We start from the raw sequence: 14,026 nt of genomic DNA on the forward strand, positions 1-14,026 counted from the left end.
GCGGCTGCGCGGAAAAACCATCGGAAGGCTGCAGCACTCAGCGGTTCGAGTAAATTTCTTCTTTTAAAATGCCCACGTAGGGCAGGTTGCGGTAGTGCTCCGCGTAGTCGAGACCGTAACCGACGACAAAAGCATCGGGAATGCTGAAGCCCGTATAATCGGCGTTCAAGTCGACGGTGCGGCGGCCCGGCTTGTCGAAGAGCGCGACGACCCGGACGGACTTCGCGTTGCGGCGCTCGAGCACGTCGATGAGATAGCTGAGCGTGAGGCCGCTGTCGATGATGTCCTCGACGATCAGGATATCGCGTCCCTCGACCGAATTGTCCAGATCCTTGACGATGCGGACTTCGCCGCTGGAGCGGGTCGAGTTGCCGTAGCTCGATACGGCCATGAAGTCCAGCTCGATCGGGATCGTGATGTTCTTGGACAGATCGGCCATAAAAATAAAGGCGCCCTTCAACACGCAGATTACCAGCGGGTTGCGCCCCTCGTAATCGCGGCTGACGGCGGCTCCCAATTCCTGTACCTTCGATTGGATCTGCTCTTCCGAGTAGAGTACTTCTTGAATGTCATTCTGCAATGCTGGGACCTCCCGGGCCGATATTAAACGGTATGATGGCTTGACTCCGAACATGTCACGCGGATGACCGCTCCCGCCGCCGAGTGCGGCTTCGGCACGGCGTGGCGCGAACGCCTGAGGCCCGGTATCCAGAGGATACGGCCGTCGCCGTCGACAAGCAGCGGCTTCAGGTGACGCAGGCTGCGAGGGACCTTCGCGTCGACGAGTATATCTTGCACCTTCTTGGAGCCGTTTAGTCCCAATGGCTCCATCCGGTCTCCCGGCATCCGGCTGCGCACCGCGAGCGGCAGCGCAAGCTCCGCCTCGTCAAAAAAGGCCTCCCAACGGGAGCCCGGCGAAGGGTCGCAGATCCCGGCCTCCCGGCTGAACCGGAATACAAGGCCGCACTCCGGCACCGCCACCTCGAGCCGTTCGGAACGCGCGGGGAGCTCCGCGACGGTATAGGCATAGCCGGCTTGCGCGTCCGGCGCAGGTCCTATGTACGCATAGCCATACTCCCGAAGCAGCACAAGTCCGCCCCCGATGTCGACGCGGGCGACTTCCGGCCGCGCTGCGGTCAGTATCGCCACGATCTCTTCCACCTGCTCGAATCGAGCCTGGGCATGCGGTCCTGCAAGACCATTTAATATTAGTTTAATCATTCTGCGTTGTAAAGCAAGGTGAAACCCCCGAACGAGACGCACGTCGAGCCGCCATCCCCCGCCCGAGCGCGTGGCCCCCGCGGCCAGCGCGCGACGGGCTTCGGCTTCCATATATTCGTCGTCAGCCGAGGCGAGCTCGGCTAGGCGGACCAACCCGGCGCGCAGGTCCGGATTGTACCGTTCGAGATAGGGAAGCGCTTCGAGCCGAATCGCATTCCGGACATAATGCGTCTTGGCATTGCTGCTGTCCGTCGCGAACGGCACGCCGTGCCGCTCGTTGTATGCGAGCAGCTCGCCTTTGGTTATACGCAGCAGGGGGCGAATGAGTTCCAACTCTTCCTCGGCACGCCGCATGGGAATGCCTGCCAGTCCGGTCACGCCGCTCCCGCGCAGCATCCGCATGAGCACCGTCTCCGCCTGATCGTCCGCATGATGGGCGATCGCGATCGTCTTGGCGCCGTGGCGCCGCGCGACGTCGCGCAGGAACGCGTATCTCCGCTCCCGGGAGGCGGCCTGCGAATTCAGGCCCGTCGCTTCGATGTACGCGGGCATATCGATCTCGGCCAGCTCGAACGGAATCCCCCAGGCAGCGGCGGTCTCGCGCACGAGCGCCGCTTCGGCATCGGACTCCGTCCCGCGGAACCCATGGTTGACGTGCGCCGCGATGACGAGCGAGCCGTCCCGGACGGCCGAGGCCTGCAGCAAATGGAGCATCGCCATCGAGTCCGGTCCGCCGGAGACGCCGGCGACGATGCGCGCGCCGGGACCGATGCCGAACGTATCCCTCAGCGACCTCGCGATCCGGACGGCCAAATCGTCTTGCGCCTCCACTCGTACTTCCCCCAATTCCCGTTCTATTGAAGCAGCCAGAAAGCGGCGGCGGATACGCACAGCAAGAGAGAGGCGGCGAACAAGCCCGCCATCCATCCAGGCACCTTGCCCCGGCTCAGATGGACGGCTTCTTCCGCGGCGGCGCGCATCCGATCGCGCCAATAATCGGACGCCTCCCGGGCGTCCTTGAACTTGCCGTAGAGGGCCAGCTCCATCCAGCTCTCCATCTTCTTCAGCTCGGCATGGCTGCGGACCAGCGCCATCAGCTCGCGCGGATGCCGATTCTGCGGCAGCAGCATCTTGGTCATATGCAGCAGGCGCTTGCCGTCAAGCGCGTGTATCCATAGCACGGCCACGGAAAATACGTCGTACGACGGATCCGCCGTCCGGCTGCCGGCCGACCAATAACCGCGGTCGTATACTTCCGTGAACTGGCGTACCGAACGCCCCATCGCCGTCATGCCCCCGTAATCGACGAGCGAGACGCGCCCGTAATCGGTGACGAGGATATTGTCGCTTTTGACGTCGCCGAACGCCCAGCCCGCCGCGTGCAGCTCCGCGAGCCGGTTCAGCAGACGATAACCGACGACGCCGTACCAGGCGCCGCCGTGCTCGGCCAAGTACGTCTTCACCGGCACGCCCGGCACGTATTGCATGACGTAAAACGGCAGGAGCCGGCCCTGCCACTCCGCGTCGTCCACGTCCAGCAGAAAAGGCGGACGCTTCCGCTCCCGCTGGTCCAGCGAGGCGAGCACGTTCGCTTCGGCTTGAAGGTCTTCGAGCTGCATGCCGATCTTCAGCGCGTAGGTCCGCAGCCCGCTAACCGCCATATAGACTTGCCCGTTCGCCCCGATCCCGAGCATGCGCTCCAGCCGGTATGAACGTCCGTTCCACTTCCCGCGCAGTACCGTTCCGGCCGGCACGCGCGCGTCAGACGACGTAGTCACTCCGCATCCCGTCCGTATCGTCGCGCCTCTCAGGCGCGGTTTGCTGCGGTTCTGTTTCCAGTTTACCACAAGTTTCCCGGAAAAACTCCACCACGCGCAAAAGCGCGGGGCCCGTCGGCGTCGTTCCCTTCATGCTGATGCGTCCGAAAATCTGGCCGATGCGGTCGGCGCGATCCGTCCAGTCCAGGTCCATCAGACAGGCTTCGTGCGAGCGATCGCCAGGGAAGTGGAAGACCGCGACCGCGCTCTCGCCGCGCCTCGCCTGCAGGCTAAGCGCCAGGTCCCGCACGGCTTCCTCGACGGCTCTCATCTTCGGCTTCATGCTCGCGCTGGCGTCGATCAGCAGCGCCACGCGCAGCTCCGCCGTTTCGCCCAAGTCTTCCATGACGCGCACGATCTCCGCCCGCTTGTCCGGCGGCAGCTCCGCCGCGGAATCGACGCCGAAGATTTGCCGAAGCTCCCTATTGACCTCGCCGCGAATCGTCCCTTGCACCGTCTGCCGCGTCATCATCTGCACCGTGCGGGACAGCAGCGCCGGCGATACGATCCGGCTCATGCCGCCGCCCGCCCGCGCGATCTCCGCGATCTCGAGCGCCCCCTGCTCGCCGATGCCTCCCTCGTCCACGATGCCGACGACATTGACGGAGATGCCTTCCGCTTGCGCGATGGACGCCGCGATGGCCGGGCTGTCCCCGACATTCGAGCAGCCGTCCGTGATCAGCAGGATTTGTCTCATGCGCCTCACTCCTTCTATCGCTATCATTCTAGCTTCAGTGTCGCCAAGAGAAGTGAGATTTAACCGTAGACGCGCGTGGCCCGTTAGGAACGAGAAAGGTAACGAGACGCAAGCGTCAGCTTCGAGGCCGCCGCGCATCGTCCGAACTCGCAAGGAGAGGCCCTCCTTCTCCGCTGCGGTTCCCCCTTTTTAGAAGCGAGATAAGCAAGAGCAGCAGAGGTATGACTACCGTAGGAAGCAACGTCGAAAAAGGACCGATCCGGAAATTATAGAAGGAAAGATCGGCCTGATGTACGAAGCTTCTGTGCGACATCGCGAAAAACAAAAGGCCCACAGGCAGCGCCAAGGCGCGAACGTGCTTCAGGGCGAAGATATGTTCGAACACCTGCATGAATACGAATTGAAGGACGATGATCTCGAACAACGTGAACACGGTCCAAATCCCGATGATCATGATCTCGATCCGCTCCAGATATTCGCCGAACCTGACAAGCTGTATGGCCGAAAAAAACGGAAAGGTGACGCTCTGAACGAGATTCATTCCCAGGGAGCCGAAGGATAAATAAGTCGCCGCGAACAAATAGAGGCCCGAGAGCGACAGCGCGATCAGCGTGCTCGGCAACAACTTCTTGCGATTCGTCACGCGGGAGAACAAAAAGCAAAAAACGATCGACTTGCCGAAGGGAAAGTACAAGGAAAGTAAACCGCCGAAGGCGATTTCCGGCGCCCGATGCTGAAAAAGCGGCAAGAACGGATTGATCGTGACGTTTTTATAAATAAAGACGACGATGACGAGCATGAAAAACAGGAAGAAACACAGCAGCACTTGAACCGTCCGGACGATCGCGCCGAGACCGAGGCTGGATGCATAGGCGGTCGTCAACGCGATGAGCAGAATAATCTGGCCGGATGAGGTGTTCGGAAGCACGACCGTTCGGTAAAACAAAGTCAACGCTTGAAAAGCCGCGCCCTGGATTTCCAGAATATACACCAGGTACAGACAAAGACATATCTTCGCAATTTGCTTGCCCAGCAATCGATCGAACACTTCGGTCATCGACAAGCCCGGATAATTCCGCTGCGCCAAATACAGGACGGCCAAGACGCCGAACGACATGGCGATTCCGCATAGATACGACAGCCACACGTCCTGCTCGAGCAGCTTCGCCTCCTGAAGAAACAGGGTCGAGAAGCCCGAAATAAAACTGAATATCAGGCAGATCCACGCGCCGGGGGAAACCTTCTCCTGCATTTGCTCGCCTCGTTCCTCCTACCTGATTCCCAATTTCTCGAGCATGTAGCTAGAGATCGGGCCGTAGATCCGTTTGTACGCGGACTCCACCGTGGGCATCGATTTTCCGATGACCGGGGCGCAGTACGCCGCGACGACGACGCACAATAAGAGCACCGCCGCCCCTTCTCGCCCGGACCCGCGTCTTTGCAACGCGATGCAGGCGCCAATCCCGTACCCGATCGCAATCGCGCACACCGCGTTATTCACCATCGGACTGCCCCTTCGAGTATTGGATCATGCCCAGTCTGTCGATCTTCACGTCCGCATGAACGTTGACCGGCATCGTCGGATAAATATCCTCCCAATTCGCCTTCGCGGCGGCCCAATGCTTGGGATGCCGCTGCGCGAACAACTCGGAGAAGCCGAGTACGTCCGTACGCACGTCATGCTGAAAATAAGCCAAGCTTTTGTCGATCCTGCGTTCCAGCTCTCTCGACGCCGACTGTTCGAGCTTGCCGATTTCTGCAGGGTTGTCGAGCGGCAAAGATCGGTCGATCTCCCCCATCGTCGCCGTGAAGCTTAATGCGATGTCGACGCAAGGTCTGCCGTTTCTAAATCCGGTATGGATGGATTGCCCGACTTCCTTAAAAAATAAGGTTGCGCGATCGGCTTCTTCGCCGACGGAGACGACGAACTCCATGTTTCTCCATCTGTTCTTGTGGGACAGCAGTTGAACGACTAGCACGTCGTCGCCCTTTATCCACTGCTTGAATTTTCCTTTATCGAAAACCGCCCCTCCTCCTAAGCTCAGCTCGTCTTTCGCATCGGCGGGCAGGCTGGCAATGCCGACCTTTCCGGTAACGAACCCTCTGTAGGGATCAGGCTGCCAGTTCGCGACTTCTTGAATGCTCAGCATGATGCTTTTTCCCCATTCTTTTTCATTGCGGACCTTGCCCAGCAAATCGTTGGACAACAGGTCTCCGCTGGCGCTCCTGACGTTCAGCTTGTCGGAAGCCTTGCCTTCGCTCACGATCAAGTAGCTCGATAGACGGACCTGACGATTGCGCATCAGGAAATCCATGATGCCGTAGAAGGAATGCCGGGCGGCTTCCTCTCCGATCAGGGCGAATTTATTATGCTGCCATATCATTCGGTTTCCGACGAGCCCTCGGAGATTTCTGGCGGTCTCCAGGAGGGAGCTGCCGCTGGCGCTGACGACCCATCCCGTGAGCTTGGCCGATCTCTCCGTGCTTTGGGATGTCGGCATGACGTTATAGGTGGACAGCGTGTAACGGTTCGTCTTTTCGTCGTAATCGATGCCCACGGCCATGATCAGCGTCAGATCGCTGATCTCCGTAACGTCCGGCGAGCAGCTTGCGGCGAGCGGAAGAAGCAGGCATAGCAGCAGCATGCGTTTGAAACCCGCTCGTTTTCTTTTGCAGGGCTCCAGGCTAAGAACCCCCCTTATTCCGGATTCGGTACTTAGCAGGAGGCAGGATGAATTGTTGAAGCGTCGCTCTCCACCCTTTGCCGCTAACCGGGTTCAAAAAGGGCACGCCGCATGACCGAAGGGAGCATAGATGAAAAAGAAGCGCGAGGAAACCCAGCGAAATGCCCAATACGCCGATATAAGCCGCGAGCAGCATGAACGGAAACCGAAGCATTCTAAACGATAACGCGGTGCTGAAGGCAGGGATCGTAAAAGAAGCGATGCCCGTCGTCGCGACGACGATGACCATCGGACGCGACACGATCCCCGATTGAACGGCGGCTTCCCCGATGACCAAGGCGCCGACGATGCTGACGGACTGACCGACGGCCCTCGGCAGTCGCAAACTGGCTTCCCGCAGAATTTCGAACGAGACTTCCATCAGGATCGCTTCGACAAAGGTCGGAAAAGGAACGCCCGCCTTGGAGGAGAGGAAAGCCATCATGAGCGGCGTCGGAATCATTTCCAAATGGAAAGTCGTCACCGCAATATACAAGGCGGGACCGAATAACGAGATAAATAAAGTAATCAGCCGGAGGACACGGAGAAAGTTAGCGAAATAAAACCGTTCGTAGAGATCTTCGCTGGGGTGCATCATCTCGAAAAAGGTGGTCGGCACGATCAGCGCGATCGGCGTTCCGTCCGAGATGATCGCCGCTTTGCCTCGATTCAAGGCCGTGACGACGCGATCGGGACGCTCCGTGTTCAACACTTGGGGAAAAGGCGACCATGTGTTGTCTTGTATCCATTCTTCGATTTGGGTGTTCGCGATCAGGATGTCGAGTCGAATTTTATCCATCCTGCTTTTCAGTTCGTTTAGAACGTCGGGGTCGATTTTTTTCTCGAGATAAAGCAACGTGACGCGCGTTTGGCTTTCGGTTCCCACGAGATAGCTGATCGTCTTCAAATCCGGCGTTTTTAACTTTCTGAATATCAAGCTTAGATTGGTATGCAGATCTTCGATAAAGCTCTCGCGCGGACCTCTGACATTGACCTCGATCTTCGGCTCTTCGATCGCGCGGGTCTCGTATCCGGGAAGCTTGATTCCGTATGCGGACGAATGATTGTCGACAAACAGGAGGATCCCGGCGTCGGCGATGAATGCCGCTGCGTCTCCGATCAGCGGTATGGACGCAACGCTTCCTACCGTATGCAAAGAGTCCAGGATCGTGCCGCCCGATGCCTGATCGAGCCGGCTTTGATCCTCGCTGATCTTGCGGATTATGAATTCGTTTAAGGCTTTTTCATCGATGAGCACGTTTATATATACAAGAATCGCACGTTCGTTATCCGTGCCGCTTATATCCCGTACGACCAAGTATTCATTTTGATCGAATAACTGCCGTATGAAAAGCACATTGCTTGCAGCGGACGTTTGAACGGGTATTTGCTTGTCCTCCATCATCCCACCGCCCTGAACCGTTCTGCGGCGCGCCTTCAACCCGCCTTGTCGCCCGATTATTATGGGAAAAATGCCTTTCTGTTATTCGCTTTGAAATTTTAGACATGCCGGCCGCTCGTCAACGGCTGCCCATACGCAAAAGAGACCCCGCGGGGTCTCTTTGAAAATCGATTATGCCGACTTCTGCTTCTACCGCCTGCCGATCCGGTCGATCTGGCGCACGTCCGCGAGCAGCGCGTCGATGACTTTTGCGGACGATTCCGCCCGCGCCCGCGTGTCCTGCACCTTGGTCATCAGATCGAACTGGATGAACTCGACCCGCTTCTTCGCGGCCCCGATGAATACTTGCTGCGCCGGCGTCTCGGGCTTCATGGCGTTCAGCTTGTCGAGGATCGCCTGCGCCTGCTGCCGCGTATCCTGCTCCATCGCCCTGCCGAAGGCGGCTGCATCGGACAGCCCGGCCAAGGCCAGCTCCGCGGCCTGCTGATAGTTATCGAGCAGCCCGTCGTACAGCGCCGAAGCTGCGGGATCGGCCGCGATCTCGAGGATGACGATCGGATTGCGCAGCTCGGAGAGCGGATCCGGCGGAAACGTCGACGCCGCGTCGATCAGCTCGCCGGTCTCCCGCAGAAAACCGTCGATATTTACGCGAATGCCCTCGATCTCCTGCTCGATCGGCTCCAGCTTCTCGACAGCGTACAGCACTTGGGCGAGGTACTGAACGTGCGCTTTATGGTACCGGAAAAAGTGATTCGTATAAGGACCGCCGCCTGCCAACTTGGCGAGCTTCTTGAGCAGGGACATTGCGCCCTGCATGGCGTATTGCAGCTTTTTCTTGTCGTAGACGGCCTTCGCCGTGCGGAGGAGCGACTTCTCCTCCAGCACTTTTTCCTCGTTGCGCTTGATCTTGAGTGCGTCTCCCATCGCGGACCCGCCTTACCTGGAGCCGGCGGCCACGAGCGAGGAGCTGCCCGAGCCGGCGTCATCCTTGTCTTCCTGGACGACCGGGGCCGGATTGAGCAGGGCATAGATCTGCGCCGCAGTCTGATCCTTGTCGGTGAGGATCTGGACCGCCAGCCGCTTCATCTCGACCTCGGCTTCGAGCAGCGAGTTGCGCAGTTCCTTCTCGCGGACCGACTCGGTCTGCAGGTTGCGGGAGTAGCTGTCGAGCGCTTCGCCTTGACCGAGCAGCGCTTCGACGACGATGCCGTCCGTCCGCAGCACGTGGCGGTTGGCGGCCAGGATGATGCCCGGTACCGAGATCGAAGTTCCCGTCGAGTCGTCGAGGTAGACCGACGTATAGTCCTTTTTGACGCGCAGGTAGTTCGACGACGGGATGACGTTGCCGTCCTCGTCCTTGAACGGCTGCTCCTCCACGAACCGATGGTGCTTATCCTGGTAGTCGAAAATATTGGCAAGCTGATAAATGATGGCGTTGCGTACCTCCGTGCGTTTGTCCGGCACGATCATCTCTTCGAGCAGCGCGTCAAGCTGCGGCAGCGTGACTTCGCGGTACACCTTCTCCTCCTTGCCGTTGACCGTGTCGATCGTGAAGTAACCGATGCGCACGTCCACGAGATGAAGCAGCGTGATGAACTCCTGGTTCATCTGGCGGAAAACGAAGTTGAGCGTGCGGCTGACGTTGATATTCTCGATCTCGCGGACGATCGTGGACTCCTCGCTCGTCGTGCTCTTATCCTCGTAAGTCGTGTTGATCTGCACGTCGCGGCGAGCCGAAGCTTTGGCCACGTGCTTTTGCGTGTTGTTGGAGACGTTCTTGGCGAACTGCTCCCGCGCCGCGTTGGTGCCGCCGCTCATGCTGGCGCTCACCTTGGCGCTGCCCCAGCCCCAGCTGGCTCCAGCTTCGGCCGCTACCTTATATTCGTTGCTCTCTTCGTAGTTTTTCTGATCCGCCTGCTCCTTCGCGATCGACTGCTCGAACTCCTCGGAGATGTCGTCCGTCACGGAGTCGAGGATCGTCGCCGCGCTCTTCATGGTCGTCTCGCTCTGGGCGTAGGAGCGGATGCTGATCTTGCTCTTCTCGCCCGGCAGCAGGGAAAACGTCTTGATCGTACGGCCCGCGCCGTAGTTGGCCAAGTAGGAAGACAGCCGGTAAGATTCGACGAGGATGATGCGCTTGAGCCGCGAGTTGACCTCCGGCGTGATCGTGACGTTCACGGCGATCGTCGTCTCGACGAGGTTGCCCGCATTGTCGTAGGCGCGCGCTGTGATCGTATGCTTGCCGCCTTCGTTCAACGTAAGCGTGCCCTTCCAGGTCGACCAGTCGCCCGGCGACTTCTCGGCTGCGCGGACCCCGACCGGGCTCAGGTCAAGCGCCAGCTCGACGTAGGCGATCCCTCCGGCGTCAGCCGCCGTGCCCGTCACCTGAATGACGGCCCCTTGCGAATACGGACCCGACACCTGCGCGTTGTTGGCCGGCGTGGCGATGCTCACGGTCGGCGGCGAGGCGTCGACCAGCAGCGTGATGCTGTGCGTTCCCGTGTTGCCCGCCGCATCGAAGGCTTTGGCGACGATCGTATGGCTGCCGCCGGTGAGCGTAATTGTCTTCTTCCAGTTCGCGTAGCCGTTCGCGCTCTCGGCCAGCTGCGCAGCCGTACCGTCGACGGACAGCTCGACGCGGGCGACGCCCCGGTTATCCCCCGCCGTGCCTTCCACCGTGACGTTAACGGCGGCGCCGCCCTTGCTGCTAAGCAGCGCGCCGGCGGACGGCGTGACGATCTTCACGGTCGGCACGACCGTGTCCGGCTCGGCGGCCAGCTGGACCGTGACGTTGATCTTGCTCGACGTCGTGAGCAGCGAGGCCGAATGTTTCGCCTTGGCCGTGATCGAGACAGGTCCGGCCGTCTTCAGCACGGTCGTAAAGGACCATTCGCTGCCCGACAGCGTCGCCGCCTGGAACGCGCCGGTGCCGATCTGCACCTGTACGTACGAGATGACGCCGGCGCCGCTCACGACCGATGCCGTGCCGCGAATCACCACCTCTGCGCCCGTATACGGGCCGGTGACCGTCGCATTCGCGGCCGGCGACGAGATGCTCACCGACAGCTCGACCGGATCCGGTTCCGGATACGGATCGGGATCGCCCGGCAGCGGCTCGCGCGGCAGCATCGAAGGGACGTACCCGTCCGTCTCCGCGGCGACGCCGCCTTCGGCCGATCTCAGCAGGCTGGCACGGGCGGACGGCGCCGCGTCCAACGCCGGCTCGGTCACCGGGGCCGCCTGCGTGAATACGTAGGAGAGCGCCCCGGTCATCGTCTTGGTGACGTTAAACTTGCGCCCCTCCGCCTCCTGGCGCTCGATCTCCTCCGGCGTCAGATTGGCGAAGCGGGTCGTCATCCGCTCTCCCGAATTCTGCTTCGCGAGGAGCACCTCAGCGGAAGAAAGCTCGGGTGCCGCCGCTGCGGCCGGAGCCGCCGCGAGCAGTCCCTCCCTCTGAAGGCTACTGTGCGCCGCGGTCGGCAGAAAGTAGCCATCGTGCAGCTGCAGGTCGATGAAGTTGCGGCCGCTGTATGCCGTCGGTTCCGGAACGTTGTAGCTCAGCACCGGCGCGACCCCGTTCGGTTGAAGCTTGATCATCGGTTCCTGGCCGGCTTTCGAGGGATTTTCGTTTGCCATTCCATCATTCATCTCCGTTTCGCTCGTTAAGGTAAAACGGCGGGATCACCGTCCGTTATCCACCCTAATTTTGTCAATTCGGGCGGTAACTAGCTAGTGTCGCCAGTCATGTGACCGTCATGAGACAAGAGTCTCGTCCGGACCCGGGCCGCCGCATCGGGAACTGTCGAAGGGGAGCCGAGTTTGTCGGGGAAAAAGAAAACCCTCGCGTTCCGGCCGCCGATCGCTCGTCGTGCCGTAACGCAAGGGTCTCGTCTCCTAACTTAGAAGCCCTGCTCCGCCGCGTACTTGCCCCAATGCGGGCGGCGTCCGTCCACATCGACGATGCCGTATTCGTCGGACAAGCCCCAGGACGTAAAGATCCCGCCGGTCTTGGCGAAGAGCTCCGGGTCGGCGGCCAGCGCCGCGATGCCCCTCGCCGCGTAGTAAGGCGTCTCCGACTGCAGGAAGTGAGGCTCCTGCGCCGCGCCGTCGCGCCAGTTCGCCTCCGTGACCCCGAAGTGGTCGAGCATCTCCTCCGAGCGGAGGAAGCCGGGCGTGACCGCCAGCGCCGTGACGCCGTGCGGCTTGAGGTCGACGGCCATTCCCTGCGCCAGATGGATCGCGGAGATCTTGGTCAGGCTGTAATAAAGGCTGCCCCGGTACCGGTAATCCCAGCCGTCGGTGATCTCCATCATAAGTCCTCGTTTCCGGGCCGTTAGCAGCGGAGCCGCATAGCGCGCGGTGATCAGATGCGACCAGACCGCTCTTCTTTGCATGGCCAGCCCCTTCTCCAGATCGTGCTCCCAGAAAGGCACGCCCCACTGCGTGAGCGACTCCCCGCCCCAGATGTCGTTGATCGCGATATCGAGCCTGCCGCCCTGCTCGTCCGCGATCCGCTCGAAGAGCGCGCGCACTTGGGCCTCCTCCGTATGATCGGTCCGCACCGCGATGCCGCGCCCGCCGGCGCCGCTTACCAATTCGGCCGTCTCGTCCACGGTCTCCTTCCGGCCGATGTCGGACAAGCTGCCGCGCACGCTCCGCCCCGTGCAATAGACGGTCGCGCCCGCGGCGCCCAACGTCACCGCGATCGCTCTGCCTAATCCCCGCGTCGCCCCCGCCACCACCGCGATTTGTCCTTCCAGCTTCTTTTCGTTCATCTTGACCAGCCTCCTATTCGTCGCGTTCGGACTCATTGTAGCGCGGAATTCAAGACATCCTTTGTCATATATAACTGTTAAAATGACAAAGAACCCTCTCGCGAAGGAGAAGATGACGATGAGAGCCGACAGGCTGCTTTCTATTTTGCAATGCCTTCAGACGCAGCGTCTCGTGAGCGCGCGCGAGCTGGCGGAGAAGCTCGAGATCTCCGAGCGTACCGTACATCGGGACATGGAGGCGCTCGCCCAGGCGGGATTCCCCGTCTACGCGGAGCGCGGGCCGCGCGGGGGCTGGATGCTCCCGGAGGGCTACCGGACGCGATTGACGGGCCTGACCTCGGAGGAAATCGCCGGGCTGGCGGTGCTCCAATCGTCGAGCGCGGTCAGCGATCTGAACCTGGCAGGGCCGACGGGAAACGCGATCGCCAAGCTGGCCGCGGCGCTGGCCGGGCCGGCTCGCGACGAAGCGGCCTATGTACGCAAGCATCTGCACGTGGACGGCGCGGGCTGGCATGACGCCAGAGAGCCCGCGCCTTATTTGGGACTCGTGCAGCAGGCAGTATGGGAGAGACGCAAAATGCGCATTCGTTATCCGTCCGGGGAACAGGCGGACGGCGCCGTAAGCGTGGTGATGCCGTGGGGGCTCGTCGCCAAGCGGCATACCTGGTACTTCGCGGCGGTCAAAGATCGTCGTGAGCCGGAGGAGAGACCGGCTGCGGGGAGCGACGCTGCTGGAGACGATGTCGGGAAAAGCGATGCTGCTAAAAGAGCGTCCGAGGCAACGGAAGGTTCCGAGGACGATTCGACGAGAAGGAACGCAGCGGACGAAGTCATGAACCGCGAACCTGACGGTCGCGCAGATCCTGCGATGCCCGAACCCCGTACCTACCGCGTCTCCAGGCTCGCTGCAGTCGAGCTGCTGGAGGAGCGGTTCGAGGTGCCGGACAACTTCGATCTGGCGCTGTGGTGGGAGCGGTCGATGGCGCAGTTCCGCCGCGAGCTGCCTGTCTATCCGGTGCGTCTGCTCGTACGCGAGGAGGCATGGGCCCGATTCTCGCGGGAAATCTATGTGCGCGTCAAAGCTTGCGCCGATGCCGCGGACGGGTGGAAAGCGGCCGACGCCGATTTTCACACGCCCGACTCCGCCCTCGGGATTCTCCTCGGGTACGGCGCTTCGATCCGGGTGCTGTCGCCCCGGGAGCTCGCCCGCTCGGTCTTTTCCGAAGCAAAAGCTCTCCTGGCGCTGTACGAGGGCCCGGATTCTGCTCCCCAGGACCAGGGCCATATATAAGTCATCTGACGCGGCGCAAGGCCGCTGCTGTTCATCATCACCGATTGCTTGTTGTCGTAGAGCCAGAAAACTTTACTCACCTCCGCGCGCTAACGCCGAC

General features: G+C 60.9%; 12 protein-coding genes. 1 reads left to right on the forward strand and 11 read right to left on the reverse strand.

The annotated features are described in order from the left end of the window. Nucleotides 1-37: 37 nt before the first annotated feature. The 11 genes from hpt to BM235_RS29355 all read right to left on the reverse strand — a co-directional run bounded on the left by hpt (nt 38) and on the right by BM235_RS29355 (nt 12,635). A complete protein-coding gene (gene hpt / locus BM235_RS29305) occupies nt 38-580 on the reverse strand; it encodes a hypoxanthine phosphoribosyltransferase (RefSeq protein ID WP_090117812.1) in 543 nt (180 codons plus the stop codon). Nucleotides 581-603: 23 nt separating this feature from the next. Then, complete coding sequence (gene tilS, locus BM235_RS29310; protein WP_158544137.1) at nt 604-2,052, reverse strand: tRNA lysidine(34) synthetase TilS; 1,449 nt, start codon at nt 2,050-2,052, stop codon at nt 604-606. A gap of 23 nt (nt 2,053-2,075) precedes the next feature. Beyond that, entirely contained in the window at nt 2,076-2,999 is a 924-nt protein-coding gene (locus BM235_RS29315; RefSeq protein ID WP_255374657.1) for a protein kinase domain-containing protein, read from the reverse strand. Continuing rightward, nucleotides 2,983-3,735, reverse strand: a complete 753-nt coding sequence (locus BM235_RS29320; protein ID WP_090117814.1) for a vWA domain-containing protein — start codon at nt 3,733-3,735, stop codon at nt 2,983-2,985. The genes BM235_RS29315 and BM235_RS29320 overlap by 17 nt, the downstream gene beginning before the upstream one ends. 115 nt (nt 3,736-3,850) lie before the next feature. After that, nucleotides 3,851-4,987 (reverse strand): GerAB/ArcD/ProY family transporter, encoded by a 1,137-nt coding sequence (locus BM235_RS29325; protein WP_090117815.1) that lies wholly within the window; start codon nt 4,985-4,987, stop codon nt 3,851-3,853. An 18-nt stretch (nt 4,988-5,005) separates the two neighbouring features. Then, the gene (locus tag BM235_RS32395; protein ID WP_090117816.1) at nt 5,006-5,239 is read right to left on the reverse strand and encodes a hypothetical protein; all 234 of its coding nucleotides are present in this window, start codon (nt 5,237-5,239) and stop codon (nt 5,006-5,008) included. Next, nucleotides 5,229-6,380: a Ger(x)C family spore germination protein gene (locus BM235_RS29335; RefSeq protein ID WP_090117817.1), complete on the reverse strand. Its 1,152-nt coding sequence runs from the start codon at nt 6,378-6,380 to the stop codon at nt 5,229-5,231. Before BM235_RS29335 ends, BM235_RS32395 begins: the two co-directional genes overlap by 11 nt. 40 nt (nt 6,381-6,420) lie before the next feature. Then, nucleotides 6,421-7,860 carry a spore germination protein gene (locus tag BM235_RS29340; RefSeq protein ID WP_158544135.1) on the reverse strand — a complete coding sequence of 480 codons (1,440 nt, stop codon included), beginning with the start codon at nt 7,858-7,860 and terminating at the stop codon, nt 6,421-6,423. Between the two features lie 189 nt (nt 7,861-8,049). After that, entirely contained in the window at nt 8,050-8,784 is a 735-nt protein-coding gene (locus BM235_RS29345) for a hypothetical protein (RefSeq protein WP_090117819.1), read from the reverse strand. 12 nt (nt 8,785-8,796) lie between these two features. Then, nucleotides 8,797-11,496: an Ig-like domain-containing protein gene (locus BM235_RS29350; RefSeq protein ID WP_090117820.1), complete on the reverse strand. Its 2,700-nt coding sequence runs from the start codon at nt 11,494-11,496 to the stop codon at nt 8,797-8,799. Between the two features lie 263 nt (nt 11,497-11,759). Continuing rightward, a complete protein-coding gene (locus BM235_RS29355; RefSeq protein WP_090117821.1) occupies nt 11,760-12,635 on the reverse strand; it encodes an SDR family oxidoreductase in 876 nt (291 codons plus the stop codon). A 118-nt stretch (nt 12,636-12,753) separates the two neighbouring features. Between BM235_RS29355 and BM235_RS29360 the strand changes: the two genes are divergently transcribed. Further along, entirely contained in the window at nt 12,754-13,926 is a 1,173-nt protein-coding gene (locus tag BM235_RS29360) for a helix-turn-helix transcriptional regulator (protein ID WP_158544133.1), read from the forward strand. The last annotated feature ends 100 nt before the right edge of the window (nt 13,927-14,026 follow it).

Origin of the sequence: Cohnella sp. OV330, from assembly GCF_900112065.1 — a bacterium.
Lineage (GTDB): Bacteria > Bacillota > Bacilli > Paenibacillales > Paenibacillaceae > Cohnella.